Raw genomic sequence first — 22,040 nt, forward strand, 5'->3', positions numbered from 1 at the left:
GCCTGAAATGCCTCGCCACAAGAATGGTCCCGTCCTCCTGAGCCCGTGCCCGCCGCAAGCGGGATGTTGGTGCCGCTGTTTCGAGCAGCGACCGTATATAAGTTGGATTGGGCTCGGATAAACGGGCCGCGTCATGCCATCGGGCTCAGACCATGGATTCCGCAAACATCGAGAAGGTGAAGAAATGTTGCCCTGACACACCCGTTCCTTCTTTACCTTCCTCATATAAGCTCAACCTCACCAGCGGCAGGAGCGGCACGATCCTCGATCTGATGATCGAAGCCGGCAACCCAGCCGACAGCGACCGCTTGCTGCCGATGATTTTGCGCCAGATAGCCCCTCTATGGTCTGGCACCACGGCAGGCGGCCGCCGACGGTGTTCGCCACGCGCGTCAATCTGGCCACGGCGAAAGCGTGGGGTGTTTGCGACAGGGCCTTCCACAAGAAAGCTGGCCTGAGGATCGAAGACATGGTGAGAAGCAAGTGGGTCTATCGCAAGCTGCGCAATTTCAGCCCGGCATCGAGGCCGGCATTTCATGCCTCAAGCGTGCTTACGGTTTCGCGCCACAAACGAGCAACGAACGGAGCGTCGGATTGCCCATTTTCGATATGCCGCCGAGCCACTCCTTGCCGGTCTTCGACCGCGCTTAAAGGCCGGACATATGACCGCACCTATCCCGCTGGATGAAATGTCTGAAAAGCGCTTGCCCGGGTGGCCGTTCCACATTTGTTGTGCCGCAGATGCGCGAGGCAGATCGATCACGCTGCTCGCTGAATCAGAATTGGACTGTGTCGCCGACCGCGACCGCAGACCTATCCTTTGTGCGTCTAATTGAGATGGCAGGCCCGGGTCACGCTACCCTTGCCCCGGTGTCATCGGCAATCCACTTCTTGAGGCCAGCACCATCGTCGTCATCGCACCATTCTTGGAGAAGGTGCGCGACAACCTGATCGTTGCGCTGCAGCGGGCAACTGGATTTCTCCTGGAGATTGTCCGTCCATGACACCGGTCAGAGTGCTTCACCTGGGGGTGCGGAAATGTAGCAGGACGCATAAATGTAGCCCGTCGTGCGCTCAAGGCGATCCTCTATGCCGAGTTTGGCCATAGCTTTCAGGGTCGCCCGCCGCTCCTTCGAGGTGGAGAAGCGGCTCTGGCGTTGTCTGCACTGTTCTAAGGGCCGAGTTTCCAAGGAGAAAGCCCGAAGGGCCGCCGCGATGTCATCATAACTGAAGCGGTGCATTACGAAGGCGACGACCCACGGGCGTGACCTGGCCGACGCCTCATACACGCGTGCAAAGGTTCGCTCGGTAGCGTAACCCACGCAGCCTGTGCTGATAAGGATGTCGGCATCCGCGAGTGCGCTACGTTCCTTGATCGTCAAGCCACGAGTTTCCAGATCAGCCGTGACGCCAGCCTCCAAAAGCCCCATATCCAGCGCATAACGAACAGCCCAGAACGATGGGTCGACGCCGACGAACTGGATGTCATCACGCAGGGCCTGATCGCGAAAAAAGGCGCGATGCTCGATCTCCTCTTGGCGCGACAGCGAGCCGCTGGGTCCCAAATAGGCGGCATACAGATCGTCGAGATCGAGATCAGTTCGCAGCAAGGCGGCGTTGACACCATACGAGCAACCGATATCGACTATCTTCAACTTCGTCTTGTTTCGAATGCGTCGATAATCGGCGAAGATCCTTTCGAAAACCGGCTTGGCCCGATCTGGAAGCATATAGTCCACGGCCAAACAAGCCCGAAAATAGGGGTGCGGCCATCTGCTGTTGTAGCTGGCCGTGAAATCATGTTTCGCCTCCTGAACTCTACCGCGCTCCGCGCTTGCTGCCTCACTTGACATGCTGCTTCCCTCTTCGCTCCTATCGCAATCTCATCCACGAGAGGCGATCCAAAATAATGCCGGCTGGAGGAGAGGCCAAAAAAAGCGATTTTCTGCCCATCAACTCGGCTAAGGAACATCGCCGTGGCGTGTACTCGAAACCTGACGCGACCCACGGCCAGGCACTGAACTCTCAGGGCCGGCGGTCGATTGCAAAGCGCGGGCTGCGAGATCGCTCGCTTCTGCAGAGGCAGATCACCGGCCTTCGTCCCCGTCTCATGCTCGTATCGTGATGATGATGCTTTTCCTTAACCGTTTTCTTTCACGAGACCGGGAGGTGAGGTGCCGCACGTTTGGCTTTGTTTGTCAATGACCGGAAATGGCGTGATAGACCAGCCGATCAAGTCTACCGCACGCTGAAGTATCGCCTCGGTGTGAGGAAGACTGGATGAAGCGGCGATGATATGTCCGATACAGTCTCGGTAGTCACCTTTTCTCTCGATTAGCGTCTTGGGTTCAACATAGAACTTGACGTCGGCAACACCGGACACTGCGGCCGCTTGGCTGTCTCCATTGATCCAATCAAGGGTGCCATCGCGATCAGCAATCAGGTGCCGCGCGGCCGCTGTTTGCGAGTGCCTTCTCCGCAAATCCCATTCCTCACCAATGGCAGCCTTGATGTGCTCGGTGATCAGATCGACACCATAAGCCAGATGAACTAGTTGTGGAAAAGGCGTGCCAGCAAGACGCGGATTGACTTCAATGACGACCGGACCACGCTTCGTCCACCGGAATTCTATGTTCGTTGGCCCCCAGCCAAGGCCGAGAGCTCGCAAACAGCTCAGCGAGACATTGGCGATATGCTCATGCTCGTCATCGCTCAGCAGGGCTGGAAAGGTGAACTCACGACAAACGAAATGAGGCGGGCAGCCGAAGTCGCCGGTGCCAATTGCAACGACCTCTTCCCCCATTATCTCAGCGGAATAATAGGGGCCTTGCGCGAACTCTTCGACCAATATCCTCGGTGAAGACCGCCATATGTGCTCCCCGCCCAACAGATGGGTCGTATGTTCGGCTATCTCATCGGGAGTGCGGCACAATCGGACACCGACGCTGCTGTGGCCCACCGCAGGCTTAACTATCACCGGCAGCCCAAGCTCCGCGGCAGAATCCTTTATCTCCGCTGCATTGGCCGCCAAGCGGTAAGCAGGCATCGGAACGCCTGAGGCCGCCAGAAGTTGACGTTGAGTGTACTTATCGAGGCATTGTTCGATGGCTTCCGGGTTCGGTCCAGGCAGATCGAAGTGCCGACAGAGCTTGCTTGCAGTCGCATAAAACGAATCGGCAGCGCCCGTTATGCCAGCGATCTCATAAGTCGCTCGCAGCCGGGAACATTCGCGGATCAGCGCGTCCAGATCGTCTGTATCAACACGGATTGATTCGACCCCTTTCGCCGCGAAGTGGTCATACCGGGTTGGATCGTCGGAAAGGGCAATTGGCTGAAGGCCAAGATGCTGAGCAGTCTGGAGGTATAGCAGACCCGAGCCCATTATCGTGCCTCCAATCAGGATCAGCGCTCTTGCCATTGGCGGGGGACTCCTTCTGTGCGTGTGTGCGGCGATCTGAAGATTGCCGGCATCTTTGTAGTCGCGCTTGACCTCAGACCTTGCCCCGAGGCTATCATCGTCAACGAGTTTGCGGCGTTAAGACTCTGCGAATCTATTTCGAGTTTTGTTGCAGGTTTGTTGCAGCGGCTGCCGTTCAAACTTGTTGCGTCTTTGCAAAGTCGGACAGGGCATGCTTCGGCCGCGCCGGTGCGGTTTTTCTACCGACGCGGAGGGTGGCTAGTGATAAGTTGGTGATCCGCGCCTGGTGTATGGGTCGGCGCGCCTTCCTAAGGCCATCGGCGACCGTGTGTTGCTTGAAAGCGAACGCGGCTACAACATCACGATACCAAATTCTGGAGTGACGCTTTCTCGGGAGACCAATTTTGCAGAGCGCAAGTTCGTTGCTAGACTCGGACATCGGATTGCGAATCGCGGCGCCTCCGAATTCGCGGGCTGGAGCGCCCCCTACTGGGTTGGCAAAACTCGCAAAGCTTACCTCCCGGATCCTATATGGACAGATCGGACACGATGAATGGGGGAATCGTTCAAGACTCCCGAGACACTCCCGGTGACCGGTTTCTCACCGCGTTGCAATGCTTGGGCCCACGACCCGGCGGCTCCTCGCGGACGTGATTGCCGAAAGAGCACCAGCGACCAATTTACAGCCTTTTTCGGTTTTTGCTGATCTGGATGAAATCATGAACCCCCATACTTTCATATGCATCGATGCTCATACTTGTGGCAGTCCCGTTCGCGTTGTCGTGGGGGGAGCTCCTATACTGCCCAACGTCGGCATGGCCGAAAAGCGTCAGATATTCCTGCGCGAGTATGACTGGGTGCGCCAGGCCTTGATGTTCGAGCCTCGCGGCCATGATGTTATGTCGGGCTCCATTCTCTATCCTCCGTCACGTGAGGATTGCGATATCGGTGTGCTGTTCATCGAAGTTTCCGGCTGTCTTCCCATGTGCGGCCACGGCACCATCGGCACGGTAACCGCCGCACTGGAACAGGGTTTCGTGGTACCAAAGACCGAGGGGCGGCTGGCGCTTGAGGTGCCCGCCGGTCGGGTGGAGGTGGAGTACACACGAAACGGTCGTTTCATTGATGAGGTCCGCATCTACAATGTGCCGGCCTATCTTCATGTAAGTGACGCAAAAATCGACGTTCCAGGCCTTGGAGAACTTATTGTGGACGTCTCCTACGGTGGCAACTTCTATGCCATTTTGGAACCTCAGAAGAACTGGTCCGGCCTCGACAGCATGACTGCCGACGATATCCTTAAGATCAGTCCGGTTGTCCGCGAATTGGTACAGAATGCCGTGGGGCCAGTGCATCCAGAGGACGTTCGGATTTCTGGGGTCAGCCATGTAATGTGGGCTGACAAGGCCAAGCACCCGGAAGCAAATGCACGCAACGCGGTATTTTTCGGTGAACGCGGGATCGACCGCTCGCCATGTGGCACGGGCACCTCCTCCCGCATGGCACAGCTCGTGGCAAAAGGGTTGCTGAACGTCGGCGAAACATTTGTTCACGAGTCCATCATCGGGACCCTGTTCCATGGTCGTGTGGAGAATGTGTCGGAGATTGCAGGACGTCCTGCCATTCTTCCGAGCATCGGCGGATGGGCGCGTGTCACCGGTTATAATACCATTCTCGTCGATGAGCGGGACCCACTCGCCTTCGGGTTTCAGGTAAAGTAAGCAAGCCAAGAATGTTACTTATCCGCCCAGATCTCACTGCCGAGTTCATCGCGAAACACAAAATCCGCCTGGTCAGCAATAAAGAGATTCTCGAAGTCCGAGGACATTTTGGTTTCCGCGGTGCCTTACGAGGTCGTCCGCGGCGCGACTATGGAAAGCCTTTCTACGCGCCGGCCGAAAAATTGGTCCGGCCCAGAAACCGGTTGTCTGCTTCACGCTCGCGTGGACTCATCGGCAAGACTGCGTGGCCGGCCCTAGACGGGCGGACGGCAGCTGGAAGCACCTGACCTGGCCGCCTGCCGACGCAGCCGCATGGCTGCCGGCGTAGCGAACGAACGGTCTACCACACGCGGTCCTAGGTGCTGCTTATGATGGGCGTCGAGCCCGCTTGCCCTTGCTTGGTTGCCAGCTTCTTGTTGGCACTGTTCTTGCGCGCGCGTGCTGCTGGCTCGGGCGATACGAGCTGTTGCCTCTGGGGGAAGCCGATTGCTCGGCCCTGCGGCGCTTCTTCGACGCCAGCCCGCCGCCGGCTAGTTATAGCCCTGAAACAACCGGAGAATGCACGACGCTACGCAGCCTCGAACCTTCCAACCTGGCGGCCCTCACCGCCCGACCGACCTGTGCATCATCTCACCCAATTTCGCCAGATAAGTTTCGTTTTGAGCTGTCCATGGGAACGAGAAGTTAAGCGCAACGAAGTTTCGGAAGGAGGCCTCGATCGAGAAAATAGGACCTGGAAGAAAACTGAAGTCAGATTCTATCGCCAGAAGCAAAGCGCCGGTAGCGTCGAAGCTAAGCGGCCCTCGTATCCAGCACATAAACCCGCCGGCGGGAGGCGATACGACACACTCACTCGGGAAATGTTCTGCGACTAGCTCGAGGCCCCTTTGCATCCTCGCAGCAAGGGTGCCGCGCAATCGTCTCAAATGTCGGTCCTGACTACGGATTGCCAGAAACGTGGCGATTGCGCGCTGGACAATACCGTCACCGCTGTTCAGTCCGTGTGTATATTGGTGCGTCATCAAACGCCGTGTGTGGGTGCCGGCAATGATCCAACCCAATCCATATGCTGGCGGGAGCGAGGCCATAAAACTGCCGAATTGCACCACGATATCGGACGGATCGTGTTGTTTGAACGAGGGCTGTCTGCTGCCACGGTAGTTCAGCTCGCTGAACATATCATTTTCGAGGATAAGAACTTGGTGTTGCCGAGCAATTTCGACAACACGGCGCATGGTTTGCTCGGAATAGGTCACGCCTGTGGGATAGTGATGAGAGCCCATAAGTAAGGCCACGCGAACGGAATTCGAGCGGACAAGATGCAGGAACTGCTCCGGATTGATACCGGAGCGCGGGTGGGAATATATTTCCACTACGGAGAGGCTCTTGCGGTTCAATCCGGCCAGCATTGGAAAATAGGACGGACTTTCGACAAGAACGGTGTCTCCTGGCTTGGTGAATGCATTGAGGCACATGTCGAAGCACGACATGCCGGTGTTGCCGACAATCACTTCCCCCTCTGAAATAACGCATCCTCGCTTTGATACGCGGCGCGAAATTTCATGTCGCAGCTGCATGTCGCCTTGGGGTGAATCGCATCCAACAAGCCGGGTTTCCCCTTGGCGCAAGAGTTGGCGCAACAGCCGGTCTATGTCGCTGCGGTCGAATAGGTCTGGACTTGGGTAGAAGCTGCCGAACGCGTTAAGCTCATTTGAATAACAAATATGAAGCAACGCCTCAGGCAGATTTTTAACAATCTCTCCCTCGCCATGGTGGCCTCCTGAGCCGGTCGCTGGCCCCGGCAAGCCCACGACATAGAAGCCCGACCGGGGCCGGGCCTCGCAAACACCTTCAGCCTCCAGGAGCTCGTATGCATGATGCACTGTCATTGGGCTGTAACCGGTATCTTCGCTTAACTGTCGAACAGACGGCAGGCGATCACCGACCCTCAGTGTCCCTGTGCGAATGCGGCGCTTAATGAGGTCAACGACAAATTCGTAGCGGCGCATAGCGGATGTGTTGGGCGCATGGCTCATAGGATTGGAGTTCCGATCGTAACTGGCACCTGCTGTGTCTGTCACAAGAAAGCCGCTCCACCTTTAAACGAACAATGGGTCGCAGTCAGATCCGTTGCGGTGCTTGAGCCTTCTGCATCGCGTAGTCGGCAGTCGAACAATATTGATCCCCTCTGACCGTTGAAATGCACAAAAGCCACGAATTCCGCGGAGCACAGTTTCTGGCGAGCAGACGGTTCGAGGTTTGGAACTGGGCCGTCTGTGCTGAACGAATTCGTAGGAATTTGACACTAGCGCGTCGGCATATTTTTGTTTCTTTTTGTCACGTTGGTAACGTTCAAAGTCGCTGGGCGCTGAGGAAGGTTTATGGAAACGGTCGTTATCATCGGAGGAGGACTAGCAGGACATCGTGCTGCCACTACGCTCGCCGAGCTGTGTCCTGAGCAGCGCACCGTCCTGATTCACAGCGAAAGTGGGAAACCCTATGACAGGCCGCCGCTGTCAAAGGACTTTCTCTTGGGGGCCAAGAGGCCGACCCTGAAAGGGTCTGAACTGTATGGAGACCGCATTGTTTTGAGGGATGGAACGAAGGCCACTCTCATCGACCCTCTTCGACGCATCGTCCATACTGATATTGGTGAACCGGAACACTACGACAAGCTGTTGATCGCGACGGGATCTCGAGCCCGGCAGTTCGAGAACCTCAATGTGGACCCGGCACAAATTCATTGTTTGCGCACTGAATCCGACGCTTTGCGATTACGCGCGGCTCTTGCGCCTGGCCGGCGGCTGGCAGTTGTAGGCGGCGGTTTTATAGGGCTGGAGGTATCATCGGTCGCTCGCCGCTTGGGCTGTCAAACAACGGTAGTTGAGCTAGCGCCGCGACTGCTGCCGCGCAGCGCCTCGCTCTCTTTGTCAGAATGGGTCGCGACGCGTCACGCGAGCGAAGGTGGTGAGCTCCGTTTGAACTGTGCAGATCTGCGCATGTCGAATAACTCAAAGGGCGAGGTCGCTCTGACTTGGGATGGAGGGGCCGCCGTTGCTGACATGCTCCTTATTGCCATCGGAATTGGGCCAAATGCGGAAATCGCCGCCGACGCAGGCATCGACACCGCGGACGGGATCGTCGTGAATGCACGCTGCGAAACGTCCGTTCCGGGAATATATGCCGCGGGAGAAGTGACGAACTATCCTGTGCCCGCGCTTGGCCGGCGGCTACGCAGTGAGAGCTGGACTGTGGCCGGCGATCAAGCCGTAGTGGCCGCACAAGTCATGTGCGGTTTGGATGCACAATATCAGGACCTGCCTTGGTTCTGGTCCGATCAGTGCGGCGTAACCCTCCAGTCATTCGGGCTGCCAGCCCTCGCCACGCGCTTGTATCGCATTGGAGAGGTCGCCAGCGAACGGTGGCTGGAGATTGGCACTGATGACCATGGACGTTTTGTCAGTGCCGTGGGCGTCAACCCCGGCCGTGACATGACGCAGCTTCGGCGAGACGCCAAGGCTGGCAAGCCGATATCGCCGGATCTTATGAGCCGAGCCGAGGAAATTGACCCGTCCGAGATATACCTGGCAACCGGATAATTGCGGCAATCGGAGTGAACTGTGACAACAGCCGAAAAGATCATGGATACAATGCCTCAGACTTCTGAATGGCTAATTGTTTGTGCACTTTCCGACCTTCAAGAGGATAGGGTAACACCGGTCGAAATCGACGATAATCGGATTGCCATCTACCTGATCGACAGCAAAGTGTATGCGACCGACAATGTGTGTTCGCACGCGTTCGCTCTCCTTTCCGACGGCTGGCTCGAGGGGACTCTTATCGAATGCCCTCTGCATGGAGCCCAATTTGAAATTACCTCCGGGGAAGTGGTTCAAGGCCCGGCTGACTGCCCAATCACCGTGTTCAAGACGAAGGTGGAAAACGGCCAGGTCCTGGTGCGTCTCCCCGTGTCGTGAACAGTTGAAGCTCTAAGCATGCACCTGATGGTGGCGTTGTGCTGATGCAATTTGCCGTTATCTGCATCTAGCAATGCGCAGCTTGGTGGTTACTTTCCTTGGCAGAGCGTGTCATCGAGGGGAAACGGGATCCAGAGAACCCGGTGCGTGGGTTCACGCTGCCGTCTCAGAGATTAGGCCGCGTGCGCTCAGGCTCCTATGTCCAATTTCACTGCAGCAAGGCTACAAATCATGCCCCGTGAAGATCATGAGTACTACACTCAACAATGAAACAGCAGGTTGAGTAGGGAAAGTCGATGAGACAAGCAGCACATTGGTGGCAACGAGGCGATAGCCATATGACGGACTCAAGAAATTTCTACTCGCTGGTCGACGGTTCTCTTGTCCGTGACGGCTCGAAATTCAAGGTCATAAACCCTGCCACGCAGAGCCCTGTCGGAGCCGCGATCGTACCCGGAGCGAAAGTTCTGCAGCAGGCGATCGAGGCTGCTGACGGGGCTTTTATGACTTGGCGGGCTGAACAGTGGACGGTGCGCAGCACTCTCCTCCTTGCTCTGGCTGACGTGCTGCGCAAGAACGTTGAGGAACTGGCACGCCTTCTGACCTTAGAGCAGGGAAAACCGCTTCAGCAAGCTCGAAACGAAACCAACTCTTGCGCCGAATTTCTTGAGCACTGTTCAGGCCTGGAGTTGCGTTCTATCGTGCTGAATAACAAGCCGGAGGCATACGCGGAGCAATTCTTTGTCCCGTACGGTGTAGTCGCAGGAATAGTGCCATGGAATTTCCCACTCGAAGCTGCAATATCCAAGATCGGTCCCGCAATTATGGCAGGGAATTCCATAATCATTAAGCCGGCACCGACCACTCCGCTGGCTACCCTGCGCTTTGGAGAGCTCATAAAGGATGTAGTTCCGCCAGGGCTTATTCAGATCATCGCGGACGATGGATCACTTGGTCCAGAGCTCGTCAGCCACCCCAGTGTTGCGAAAATTTCTTTCACGGGATCCACCGCTTCCGGCAAAGCAGTCATGATGTCTGCCGCTCAAGGTTTAAAGCGTCTCTCTTTGGAATTGGGTGGCAATGACCCGGCAATCGTGTTTGACGACGTCGACGTGAATCGTGTGGCGCAAGCCGTTTTCAACGCGGCATTTCTCAATAGCGGACAGGTCTGTACTGCAATCAAGCGGGTTTACGTTCATGCGACCATTGCTGATCGTTTCTGCGAATCCCTTGCCGCCCTGGCACGAAGTGCAGTTGTAGGCGATGGTTTGGAAGACAATGTCACCGTAGGTCCTCTGCAGAATAGGGCCCAGTTCGATAAAGTTCTTCAATACTTGGACGAAGCGGAGAGAGTCGGTCGCATTCTGGTAGGGGGTAGAGCGCCAGCTCTTGCCGGCTATTTCATTAACCCTACCATCGTGGCGGATATCTCCGATGAAGCCTCTCTCGTTAAAGATGAGCAGTTCGGCCCGATTCTCCCGGTTCTGACATTTACGGATGTCGATGACGTTGTGCGCCGGGCCAACGGCACGCCTTATGGTCTTACTGCTTCCGTATGGTCGGCCGACAGAAATCGAGCGGCGCGGATCGCTCGCCGGTTAGACTTCGGAACAGTATGGGTGAACAAGCACCTGGAGTTCAATTTAGATTATCCATTCAGTCCTTGTAAGGAATCCGGCTTTGGCACCGAAGGGGGTATCGAGGGATTGAAGGAATATGCTCAGGCCCGCCTGCTGAGCTGACATATTGGGACCACGTTGTGGGTCGCCGGCCGGACGACGTTGGTTCCGGTCCAAAGCGGCGCACCTTATCAATCAGTGACGCCAAAGCCAGAACGGGTGCTGCTTATATGTATCGGGATGGTCTTGCCTTGTCCCCGGGAGGAGACTTCCGCGGCCACTGCACGTTTGCAACAGATCTGCCACGCGGGCGTCTGCACCTCCGTTCCTTGGATCGATCAACCCGAGACATTAAGATGAGGACCATCCTATGAAAGACATTCGTGTGGTCTCCGATTTCCCGCGGAAGGTCTGTGAGATCGAGAATCTGTGGATACCTATGCCAGATGGCGTGAAGCTCGCTGCCCGCATCTGGCTCCCTGATGACGCGGAGGCCGATCCGGTCCCTGCCGTCCTCGAATATCTGCCTTACCGCAAACGCGATGGAACCGCGGAACGGGACGCGCTCACCCATCCCTACTTCGCCGGGCACGGCTATGCTGGCGTACGGGTGGATATGCGCGGCACCGGTGACAGCGAAGGTCTTTGTAAGGGCGAATATTTGAAGCAGGAACAGGACGACTGCGTTGCGGTGATAGAATGGCTGGCGAAGCAGGCCTGGTGCTCCGGCGCGGTCGGCATGATCGGCATTAGCTGGGGCGGCTTCAACGGGCTTCAGGTCGCCGCCCGGCGCCCGCCCGCGCTCAAAACCGTGATCTCACTCTGCTCTACCGACGATCGCTATGAGGACGACATCCACTATCTCGGCGGCGCGCAGATGTGCGACAATCTGGACTGGGGCACCACCGCCTGGGCGATCGGCATGACGCCGCCCGACCCCTTGATTGTCGGTGACCGCTGGCGCGAGCTTTGGGAAGGCCGCCTCAACGGCAACGGCATCTGGATGCAGGACTGGTTCGAGCATCAGCGCCGTGACGAGTTTTACAAGCACGGCTCAATCTGCGAGGGTTACTCTGATGTCGAGATCCCTGTTTACCTCGTCGGCGGCTGGGCCGACAGCTATCCGAACCCGATCTTCCGCATGCTCGAAAACCTGCCCGGCGTCCGTAAGGGCCTGATTGGTCCGTGGGGTCACAAATATCCGCATTTCGCCATGCCCGGACCGCGCATCGGTTTTCTCAAGGAATGCCTGCGCTGGTGGGACCAACATCTAAAGGGCGTCGATACCGGGATTGCCGACGAACCGATGCTGCGGGCCTGGGTGCAAGACCCGTGTCCTCCGGCCGCCATCTATGACGAGCGGCCGGGCCGCTGGGTTGCCGAGCCATCATGGCCGGGACCCGGCGTCGGTGAACGCTCGTTGACCCTTTCGCCGGGCCGCCTTGCTGAGGGCGCCGGCGGCAACGACGTGCTGACGATTTACTCACCGTCGACGGCGGGCCTCTCGTCCGGGGCTTGGTGCGGCTACGGCGTGGATCCGACCTTGCCGGTAGATCAACGCGTGGAAGCCGGTAACGCGCTCGTCTTCGAAACGCAGCCTTTGGACGACGCCGTAGAGATTCTCGGCTTTCCTGAATTCGAGGTGAAGCTCTCCTCGGATAAGCAGGTTGCGCTGATCTCGGCGACGCTGTCGTTGGTGCTGCAAGACGGCGCGGCATCCCGCGTCAGCTACGGCATTCTCAACCTCACGCATCGGCATGACGACCTTGAACTGCAGCCGATGCAGCCAGGCAAAGCCGAGACGGTGCGCTTCAAGTTGCGTTCCTGTGGCCAGCGCTTCGAGAGGGGTCAGCGCATCCGCCTTGCCGTCGCAACGGGGCATTGGCCCATCGTGTTCCCCGGGCCGGAGAAAGCGACGCTCTCGATTCATTGCGCGGGCAGCAGGCTGATCCTGCCTGTGCGCAAGCCGCAGCCACTGGATGCAACGCTTGCGGCGTTTGAAGGACCGGAGAGCGCAGCGCCGATGGTGCAGGACGTGATTAAGGCGCACGAGCCTTTCCGGCGCGAGGTGACGACCAACCAGATCACCGGGGAAACCACTTACACCGTGGTCAGCGATGGCGGGACCGTGCGTCACCTACATACTGGCATCACTCTGTCGGCCAGGCAGACAGCTGTCTTCGTCGTCCATCCGGACGATCCGATTTCGGCACGCGGAACCGTGACTTGGGAGAAGTCCTACGCCCGAGGTGACTGGGACGCCAGAGTTATGGTTTCGGCGACAGTGCGCGCGCTACGTGACGTCTGGCGCATGGAGACTCACCTCCTCGCCCGTTCGGGCGACGAGGTGATCGTTGATCGCGAAGAGGTCAAGGAGTTTCCACGCGATCTGAACTGAGAAGATGACGCCGGCGGCGCTGGCCGCAGATCGTCTCTGTGCGAGCGAGCTACCGTCAGCGGCGAGAGTTTCGGCCGCGCCTTACTCAACTGCGACGTCAGATCCGTATCTTTTCGGCCATCGGCGTGACCGGGCAGAACCTCCCCAAGTCAGCAAAACTGATTCTGATGGCGACGCCTCTACTGGTCTAAACTCAGACGCCCGACCTCGCCGCCACCCTTCTTCAGCGGCATCCGCCCCCGATGACATTCAGCGGTCGTCGTAGTCGGACTTTTGACGCAGTCATGTCATGGCTGCCCTGGTCTTCAGGTTCGGCTCTGCTTTCGCACGCCTGTGGTGGTGCAATTTGATCCAATCTGTCTATTCCGCAGATGGGGCGAGGTTATTAGGTTTAACATGGCTTCTCGGACCAGTTCCGTCTCGCTTTTGCCAGGGAGGAAAAATGGCTAAGCATGTGGTGGGCAAGGCAGAGGATGTCGGTCCGGGCATGCGCAAGGTCTTTGAGGTGCGTGGCCGTCCGATCGTCATCTTCAATGTCAATGGCGACTACTTCGCCCTCCTCAATCGTTGCCCTCACCAGAGCGCTGAACTGTCGATGGGCTTGATCTCAGGCATTGCAACGGCAGATGAGCCCGGTCATGTCCAGTGTTCGCGTCGCGGGGAGTTCATCCGCTGCCCTTGGCACGGCTGGGAATTTGATATTCGCACCGGCCAGTCGTGGTGTGATCCGGGGCGAATATCCGTCAAGCAATACCCGGTATTGATAGCTGCGGGAGCCGAATTGGTCGAGGGTCCGTATAAAGCGGAAACCTTCCCTGTGAGTATCGAAGACTCCTATCTGGTCGTCGATCTGTGAACGATCGCCCCGATCCATCGTGAGATGGCAGAGTTTCTTGGAAGCGAGGCATTTATGCTGCACAAGCCGACATCGGTAATCGATTGCGACATTCATCCCGCGGTACCGGGAAACGATGCCCTGATCCCCTATATGGACGAGTATTGGCAGGAGCAATTCATCAGCCGCGCGATCGGCGAGATGGATCTGGCGAGCTATCCGCCGAGCGTACCGCTGTCATGCCGCCCGGACTGGCGGCAAGCTGGTGAAAAGCCGGGCGCCAGCCTGGATCGCTGCCGGGAACAGGCGCTCGATAAATTCAGCTGCGAGATCGCAATCTGTAATCCGCTCTATGGCGGTCAAGTCGCGGCAAGCGGTTTGATGGGAGCAGAGGTCTGCGCCGCGACCAACAAATGGTTGGCTCGGGAGTGGCTGGATGCTGAGCCTCGTTTGCGCGGTTCGATCGTCGTGGGCTCGCAGCTTCCCGATCGGGCTGCAGAGGAAATCCACAGATGCGCTTCCGACAAAAGGTTCGTTCAGGTCCTGCTGCTGGCCGGCAACGAGATGCTTCTTGGCCGCAGCCATTATTGGCCGATCTATGAAGCGGCCCAAAAGCATGGGCTGCCTGTCGGCATCCATGCCGGGACAATGTATCGCTATCCTACGGCGAGCGGCGGTATGGGATGGCCGTCGACCTACCTGCAGGACTATGCCAGCGGAACTCACATTTTCGCGGCACAGCTCCAGAGCCTGATCATGGAGGGTGTATTTGCCAAGTTTCCGGATCTCACCTTCGTGATGATCGAGGCGGGCATCAGTTGGGTGCCCAGTTTTATCTGGAAGAGCAAGAAGGACTGGCATGGCACCCGCGGCGAGGTCCCATGGGTGAAGCGCTCTCCTGCGTTGGAAATCCGGGATCGTGTCCGGTTTACGATCCAGCCATTCGATACGTCGACGGACCCGGTGCACGTCGAGAAGCTGATTGAGCATCTCGGCAGCGAAGACATGCTGCTCTTCTCATCCGACTACCCACACTGGCAGTTCGATGGAGATGATCCGATGCCACCCGGTTTTCCAGCGCGGCTTCGCCAGAAGATCGCGCGCGAGAACCCTCTGCGGACCTACCCACGGCTGAAGGAGACGGTGTAATGACCGATACGATCACGATCCCGAAGCAGTCGGCGCGCTCCGCATCTTCGGCAGGTATTGCGGATTGCGATATCCATCCGGCGCTCAAAGACCGGAATGGCCTGTATCCGTACATGTCGAAGCGGTGGCGCGATCATCTCGATCAGTATGGTGAGTTGGGATTCGAGGCGTTTACCAGCGGCTACAACTATGACGGATCCAATCCAATGTCGTGCCGTCGTGACGCCTGGCCGGATGGCGGGCTGCCCGGTTCGGACCTGGCATTGATGAGGAAGCAGCACCTCGACCCCAACAACGTTGTCTTCGGTGTGCTCCAACCCATGGTAGGGCTGCCCAATGGCGGGCGCAATCTCGATCTCAGCAACGCGTTGTCCACGGCGATCAACGATTGGCAGATCGCCGAGTTCGTCGAGCCGGAGGACCGGCTGAGGGCCTCGGTTGTGGTCGTTCCGGACGATGCCGTTGCCGCGGTCGCAGAAATCGAAAAGCGGGCTCTGGACGCGCGATTTGTCCAGGTGGAGATATTCGCAGGGACAACCGAGCCACTGGGGCACCGGCGCTACAGGCCCATCCTGGAAGCCGCGGCTCATTATGGCTTTCCTATCGGCATGCACATCGGAGGCCGAGCCGGCGCACGGACTGCCAGCGGCTGGCCGTCCTACTACTGTGAGGACCATTTGGACCTCACCTTCGCTGCGCAGTCGCAGATCATGAGTCTCATTCTTGATGGCGTCTTCGATCAGTTGCCATCTCTCAAGGCGGTCGTCGTCGAGTGCGGCTGTACCTGGTCGATCGGACTTGGACACCGGCTGGACATGTTGTGGCGGCGGATGGGATCCGAGGTGCCGACCCTGAAACACCCGCCTTCCCACTATCTTCGCAAGCATTTCTACTTCTCAACACAACCGATGGAAGAACCGGACAACCCCGAGGATCTCAACTATCTGTTTGATCAAATCGGCTGGGACAGGCTGATGTATGCAAGCGACTATCCTCACTGGGACTTCGACGATCCACGCTATGCCTTCAAGGCTCGAATATCCGAGGAGTACAAGGCGATGCTGTTTCGGGAAAACGCAATAAACGTTTACCGGATCCTGTAACGCGAACAGCCGAAAGTCAGCATGCGAATAACGCTCCAGGTATTGCGCAAGATACAGCAGGATAGCCACTTCAACGTGGTCCACAGCAAGGATTTCGATGGCTTGGCAACCGACGGCACAACGGACTGGTCGTGACGAGACGTGTTGTCCTGTTTCACAGGAATGGAAGCTTGAGGGAGTCGAGAAAGCGAACTGCGCGGCGGACACGGACCTATCCGTGCGGTTCGACAAAATGGATTTGTTGAAGGTGCTCAACAAAGCGGAAGATCTCTGGGCCAGAACCTCGTCCGGTCTTCAGCGAAAATTGGTCGTCGGTCTTGGAGTGGTCTCGTGGACCTAGTAGATTTGTACAAGCCTATGTCAAGAGTGCGTGAACACGGGATGACCCCGCCGGTCCTTTCGGTTTCGCAGTTGGTGACCTCCTTCCGTGTCGGAGGGCGCTGGGCGCCCGTCGTGGCCGGCATATCGTTTGAGATCGGCGCAAGAGAGACAGTCGCCGTCGTGGGTGAATCCGGCTCGGGAAAGAGCGTGACGGCGCTTTCGATCATGCGGCTCAACTCGCCAGCTTCGACCAAGGTGGAAGGGTCGATCAAGCTTGAGGGGCAGGAGCTGCTCACGCTCTCGCAAGCAGAAATGCGTCGTATCCGCGGCAACGACATTGCGATGATTTTTCAGGAGCCGATGACCTCGCTGAACCCGGTACTCACAATCGGGTTCCAAATAGCGGAATCGCTGATTCTGCATCGCGGCCTGTCCCGATCCGAGGCTGAGTTGGAAACGATTGAGCTGTTGGAGAAGGTGCGGATCCCGGCAGCGAAGTCGCGCTTCCACGAATATCCACACCACTTCTCGGGGGGCATGCGCCAACGCGTCATGATCGCGATGGCGTTGGCCGGCAAGCCAAAGCTGCTGATTGCCGACGAGCCGACGACGGCGCTCGACGTGACGATCCAGGCGCAAATCCTGGAGCTGATCAAGGAGCTGCAGGAAGAGGAGGGCATGTCCGTCCTCTTCATCACGCACGACATGGGCGTCGTCGCCGAGATCGCCGACCGCACGGTGGTCATGTATAATGGCCAGGTGGTCGAGACTTCGCCGACCGATGACATCTTCAAACGCCCCGAACATCCCTATACGCGGTCGCTGCTTTCAGCCGTTCCAAAGCTCGGCTCAATGACGGGGCGCCCGAGGCCAATGCGTTTCCCGATCGTCGACCGCACAACTGGCCAATCCGACGTGCCGAACGAGGTACCGGACACTGTCATGGAGGCGAAGCGCCCGGTGCTTGAGGTTGCCGGCTTGACGAAGCGCTTCGAAATCCGGTCGGGCATGTTTTCTTCGGTCAAGGGCCGGGTCTACGCGGTCGAGAATGTATCCTTCAGCGTCAAGAGCGGCGAAACCCTGGCACTGGTCGGTGAGTCAGGCTGTGGTAAATCGACGACAGGCCGGACGGTGATGCGGCTGACTGAGCCCCTCTCGGGCTCGATTTTGCTCGACGGCGTTGACCTCGTCAAACTTGGCCAGTCCGAGTTGCGCAAGCAGCGTAATCGCATGCAGATGATTTTCCAGGATCCGTTCGCATCGCTCAATCCGCGCATGGACATCGGCACGGCGATCATCGAACCGCTGCTGATCAATAGTCTCGCCAGCCGTTCGGAAGCACGCGATAAGGTCGCCGACCTCCTGCAGCGGGTGGGTCTTTCTCCCGACATGGTCTCCCGCTTTCCGCATGAGTTCTCGGGTGGCCAGCGCCAGCGCATCTGTATTGCGCGTGCGCTTGCGCTCGAGCCGAGGCTCATCATGGCGGACGAAGCCGTCTCGGCGCTGGATGTTTCGGTAAAGGCGCAGGTCGTCAATCTTATGCTGGATCTTCAGGCGCGGATGGGCCTTGCCTATCTTTTCATTTCGCACGACATGGCGGTGGTCGAGCGCGTTAGCCACCGCGTGGCTGTGATGTATCTCGGCGAGATCGTCGAGATCGGCCCGCGCGAGGCGATTTTTCAGAATCCGCAGCATCCGTACACCAAACGGCTGCTCGCGGCCGTGCCGATCGCCGATCCGGCACGGCGCCTGCAGAAACGCCCGGTCTCAAACGACGAAATCAAGAGTCCGGTCCGGCCTGCAGACTACGTCCCACCTGTGCGCCAGTATCGTGAAGTCTCGCCTGGCCACGCAGTCATGATTTGGGGCGAGGAATGGGAGCAGGAGAACCAAGCGGGCACTAAAGCCTATTGGTCTTTAAACAAATAGAGGGAACGAAAATGAAGGTCAAGCTAATGACATGGACGTCCAAAAGAACTGCCGTGCGTCGGTTAGTAACAACTGCTGTTGTCGGCGTTTTATCCGTCGGTGCAGCGGAGGCGGACACGCTGCGCATAATAGAGGGAAGCGCCCTGAAAATCGTTGACCCCATTGTGACAACATCGGGAGATACGCAGATCCATGGATATCTCATTTACGATAAACTGTTCGAATTCGACAGCAGCGGCACAGCTCGTCCCCAAATGGCCGATAAAGTCGATGTAAGCTCGGACAAGAAGACTTACACAATCACACTCCGCAAGGACCTGAAATTCTCCGACGGAGCTCCAATCACCACTGACGACGTGATCCAGTCGCTGAAGCGCTGGGAGTCTCGGGATGTGGTCGGTGGTCTCCTTGGATCGAGGACCAAGGACATGGTGAAGGTGGACGATCTGACGTTCCGGATCGAGCTAAATGAGCCATTCGACGTTCCCTCGGCGCTTGCCAGTACTGAGGGGAACGTCCCTTTCATAATGCCCAAGCGGGTCGCCTCCCTGCCACCCACAGATCAGCTTACCGATACGACCGGTTCTGGTCCTTATAAGTTCGATTTCTCGACCTGGAAGCCAGGGCAAACACCCGTTTACATCAAGAACTCCTTCTACACTCCACGGAACGACCCGCCGAGCTTTTATTGGGGTAAGAAAGAGGCAACTTTCGACAAGATTGAAGTTTCCTACATACCCGACCCAAATACCGCGATGGCGGCGATGCTGACCGGGAAACAAGATATCTGGCTAACTCCTGCGATCGATAACGCCTTGGCGCTGCGAAAAGATCCGAAGCTCGTGGTCTCGAAAGGATATTTCGTGCAGAGCCTCTTCGTGGTGAATCACGAGGTGCCGCCGTTCTACAACATCAAGGCGACTGAGGCTCTCACCTATCTGATCGACCAAAAGGAGGCCATGCAGATTTCTGTGGGTGACCCGCAATTCTGGCATACCTGCTATGCTTATCTCACCTGCGAGGGGAAGTATGGTGACGAGTCCGCCTATACCGGCCACCGGGGTGCCGCGGACTTTGACAAGGCTAAAGAGCTCTTCAAAGAAGCCGGTTACGATGGAAAGCCGATTGTGATTTTCGATCTAACCGATTGGGCGGAGGCCCACGCGAGATCACTGTACTTGGCCCAGCAGTTGAGAAAGATTGGCATCCAGGTAGACCTTCAAGCAATGGATTGGGCTACCGTAACGTCGCGCCGCACGTCTAAGGCGCCTGCTTCGGAAGGCGGGTGGAACCTGTTCCCTACCTACATGGAAGTGGGACCTGCCAGCTCCCCGATCACCCATCTGATGCTGGCTGCGAACTGCGACAAGGCTTGGTTTGGTTGGCCTTGCGATGAAAAGCTCGAGAAACTCAGAGCTGCCTTCGCCAGCGCAGTCGACGAGAACGAGAAAAAGAAAATTACTTTTGAACTCCAAGCCCGCGCATCAGCCTATTTGCCCTTTGTCATGACGGGAGAGTACGGCATTCCGACTGTTTATGGCGCCGACCTCGAGGGGTTCAATCCCGAGGCACCTTATGCCTATTTCTGGAACATCCGGCGAAAAGGCCAGTAGCGCATCGCGTCTACGGTTCGTGAGGTAAATATGATCAGGTATCTCATTACCAGAGTGCTTTCCGTCATTCCGGTGGTGGGGGTCGTGACCGCCATAGTTTTCGGTCTGACGTATCTGAGCCCTGGAGATGCGGCGGCTGTGCTGGCCGGCGACTACGCCACGCCCGCACAGATCGCCGCTATTCGGGAGAGCCTTCATCTCGATGATCCGCTGGTTGTCCAGTATCTTCATTGGTTGGCGAATATCATCCGGGGAAACCTGGGGAACTCGCTTTTTTCTAGACAGCCGGTATTCATTCTCATTCTGTCGCGAGTGGAACCGACGATTATTCTCGCAACCGCAGCAACTGTGGTTCAGATTACCATCTCGCTGCCGTTGGGATTGTTGGCAGCACAAAAGAGGGGGGGCATCGCTGATCGCTTAGTATCGCTCTTCGGGGTTGCTGGGACAGCGATACCTCCCTTTCTGATCGGGTACGTGCTGATATTCACGTTCGGTGTGTACTTTGGGTCAATGCCGGTCTCCGGGTTCCCAGGGTTCGACAGCGGCGTGATGGAAGTCTTGCGGCATGTGCTTCTCCCCGCAACCATGTTGGGATTTGCGCAAACGGCACTCATCACTCGAATCACTAGAGCAAGCGCAATCGAAGTGCTGAATCAGGACTTTATTCGTGTGGCGCGAGCGAAAGGGCTCGACGAGTTCACGATCCTAGTTCGACACTGCCTTAAGCTGATCGCCGTACCTCTGGTCACCGTAGTTGGAATGTCGTTCGCCGGTATGCTTGGTGGCGTGGTCATAACAGAGGCCGTCTTCGCAATTCCAGGGGTCGGCAGCCTCCTGGTGGAAGCCATCCAGCACAGGGATGTTCCGGTGATTCAGGGGGTCCTACTGATAAGTGCCTGTGTGTATGTCATGGTAAATCTGCTGGTGGATCTGTCGTACCCGCTAATGGACCCGAGAATTAAATATACTTGAGGAGTTAGCCGCATGACATTTCCCCTATTGCGGCCGCATATGACGCGCCTGCCGACGTCGGTGCGTGTCGCCGTGATTTTCATGCTTTTGGTTGCGCTAGTGTCGTATCTAGGTCCTGGGATAGCCAATCTTAATCCCTTGTCGATAAGTCCGGAGTTGAGACTCAATCCTCCCAGTAGCGCCCATTTATTGGGCACCGACATGTTCGGGCGGGACATTTTCACGCGTGTGCTTTATGGCGGGCGGGTCTCGCTCGCGATTGGACTGGCCACTGCGGTCCTGGCGACAACAGCCGGAACAATCTTTGGTCTTGTCGCAGGAGCCGGGCAGGCATCAGACAAGATCTTGATGAGGGTCATGGACGGCATCATGGCGATACCGGGAATCCTGCTCGCCATTGCCTTAGCGACGATCTTCGGGGGCGGGGTCTTGACGGTAATCCTGGCTTTGGCGATCCCGGAAGTGCCCGGTGTTGCAAGATTGGTTAGAAGCTTGACGCTGACGCTTCGCGAGCAGGTTTTCATAGAGGCGGCTCGGTCCTATGGCGCTAGTCCTCTGCGGCTGCTCTTCAAGTACATTTTGCCGAATGCGCTCGCCCCAATCGCCGTGCAAGCAACCTATATCTGTGGCCTGGCTATTCTTTATGAAGCCTACCTGAGCTTTGTGGGCGTCGGGGTTCCACCTGAGAACCCAAGTTGGGGCAATATCGTCGCCGAAGGCCGGTCGTTTGCTCTGATTGCGCCGTACCTAATATTGTACCCAAGCCTCGTAATCGCGGCTGTAGTATTGGCTGTCAATTTGATCGGTGATGGCCTGCGTGACATGCTCGACCCTCGTTTCGCGCTACCCGGCTAAGTCGTTGCGTAAGAACCGGCCGACGCTCGTCGAGCTTATTAGGATCGAAGGGCCAAGCGACGGGGTATTTCGAACCTCGACGCAGATCGATTGCAATTTGCTGAGTGTTCTCACCTGCGCACTGAGC

15 protein-coding genes and 1 pseudogene are annotated in these 22,040 nt (G+C 57.4%); 13 read left to right on the forward strand and 3 right to left on the reverse strand.

Going from position 1 to position 22,040, the window contains the following annotated elements:
• Positions 1-224: 224 nt before the first annotated feature.
• A pseudogene (locus LB577_RS15215) lies at positions 225-564 on the forward strand (ISNCY family transposase); the annotation flags it as partial.
• Positions 565-1,010: 446 nt separating this feature from the next.
• On the opposite strand, the gene LB577_RS15220 reads toward LB577_RS15215, so the two are convergent.
• A complete protein-coding gene (locus LB577_RS15220) occupies positions 1,011-1,853 on the reverse strand; it encodes a hypothetical protein (protein WP_224687311.1) in 843 nt (280 codons plus the stop codon).
• Between the two features lie 287 nt (positions 1,854-2,140).
• Complete coding sequence (locus tag LB577_RS15225; protein ID WP_224687312.1) at positions 2,141-3,418, reverse strand: acetyl-CoA carboxylase biotin carboxylase subunit family protein; 1,278 nt, start codon at positions 3,416-3,418, stop codon at positions 2,141-2,143.
• Between the two features lie 719 nt (positions 3,419-4,137).
• Between LB577_RS15225 and LB577_RS15230 the strand changes: the two genes are divergently transcribed.
• Entirely contained in the window at positions 4,138-5,139 is a 1,002-nt protein-coding gene (locus LB577_RS15230; RefSeq protein ID WP_224687313.1) for a 4-hydroxyproline epimerase, read from the forward strand.
• Positions 5,140-5,741: 602 nt separating this feature from the next.
• Here LB577_RS15230 and LB577_RS15235 read toward each other — a convergent pair.
• Positions 5,742-7,175, reverse strand: a complete 1,434-nt coding sequence (locus LB577_RS15235; RefSeq protein WP_224687314.1) for a PLP-dependent aminotransferase family protein — start codon at positions 7,173-7,175, stop codon at positions 5,742-5,744.
• A gap of 345 nt (positions 7,176-7,520) precedes the next feature.
• On the opposite strand from LB577_RS15235, the gene LB577_RS15240 reads away from it, so the two are divergent.
• From LB577_RS15240 to LB577_RS15290, 11 genes are all read left to right on the forward strand, one after another.
• Positions 7,521-8,738 (forward strand): NAD(P)/FAD-dependent oxidoreductase, encoded by a 1,218-nt coding sequence (locus LB577_RS15240; protein ID WP_224687315.1) that lies wholly within the window; start codon positions 7,521-7,523, stop codon positions 8,736-8,738.
• Between the two features lie 21 nt (positions 8,739-8,759).
• Positions 8,760-9,116 (forward strand): non-heme iron oxygenase ferredoxin subunit, encoded by a 357-nt coding sequence (locus LB577_RS15245; protein WP_224687316.1) that lies wholly within the window; start codon positions 8,760-8,762, stop codon positions 9,114-9,116.
• A 296-nt stretch (positions 9,117-9,412) separates the two neighbouring features.
• A complete protein-coding gene (locus tag LB577_RS15250; protein WP_224687317.1) occupies positions 9,413-10,858 on the forward strand; it encodes an aldehyde dehydrogenase family protein in 1,446 nt (481 codons plus the stop codon).
• Between the two features lie 247 nt (positions 10,859-11,105).
• Entirely contained in the window at positions 11,106-13,133 is a 2,028-nt protein-coding gene (locus tag LB577_RS15255) for a CocE/NonD family hydrolase (RefSeq protein WP_224687318.1), read from the forward strand.
• 442 nt (positions 13,134-13,575) lie between these two features.
• The gene (locus tag LB577_RS15260) at positions 13,576-13,989 is read left to right on the forward strand and encodes a Rieske (2Fe-2S) protein (protein ID WP_224687319.1); all 414 of its coding nucleotides are present in this window, start codon (positions 13,576-13,578) and stop codon (positions 13,987-13,989) included.
• A 24-nt stretch (positions 13,990-14,013) separates the two neighbouring features.
• Positions 14,014-15,117 (forward strand): amidohydrolase family protein, encoded by a 1,104-nt coding sequence (locus tag LB577_RS15265; protein ID WP_224687320.1) that lies wholly within the window; start codon positions 14,014-14,016, stop codon positions 15,115-15,117.
• On the forward strand, positions 15,117-16,220 hold the full coding sequence (locus tag LB577_RS15270; RefSeq protein WP_224687321.1) for an amidohydrolase family protein: 1,104 nt from the start codon (positions 15,117-15,119) through the stop codon (positions 16,218-16,220). Before LB577_RS15265 ends, LB577_RS15270 begins: the two co-directional genes overlap by 1 nt.
• Before the next feature lie 381 nt (positions 16,221-16,601).
• Positions 16,602-18,470 (forward strand): ABC transporter ATP-binding protein, encoded by a 1,869-nt coding sequence (locus tag LB577_RS15275; RefSeq protein ID WP_224687322.1) that lies wholly within the window; start codon positions 16,602-16,604, stop codon positions 18,468-18,470.
• 11 nt (positions 18,471-18,481) lie between these two features.
• Positions 18,482-20,083 (forward strand): ABC transporter substrate-binding protein, encoded by a 1,602-nt coding sequence (locus tag LB577_RS15280; protein ID WP_224687323.1) that lies wholly within the window; start codon positions 18,482-18,484, stop codon positions 20,081-20,083.
• A gap of 30 nt (positions 20,084-20,113) precedes the next feature.
• A complete protein-coding gene (locus LB577_RS15285) occupies positions 20,114-21,058 on the forward strand; it encodes an ABC transporter permease (RefSeq protein WP_224687324.1) in 945 nt (314 codons plus the stop codon).
• Positions 21,059-21,070: 12 nt separating this feature from the next.
• Positions 21,071-21,913 (forward strand): ABC transporter permease, encoded by an 843-nt coding sequence (locus tag LB577_RS15290; RefSeq protein ID WP_224687325.1) that lies wholly within the window; start codon positions 21,071-21,073, stop codon positions 21,911-21,913.
• Positions 21,914-22,040: the final 127 nt, after the last annotated feature.

It is taken from the genome of Mesorhizobium sp. B283B1A, assembly GCF_020165735.1.
GTDB classification, from domain to species: Bacteria; Pseudomonadota; Alphaproteobacteria; order Rhizobiales; family Rhizobiaceae; genus Mesorhizobium; species Mesorhizobium opportunistum.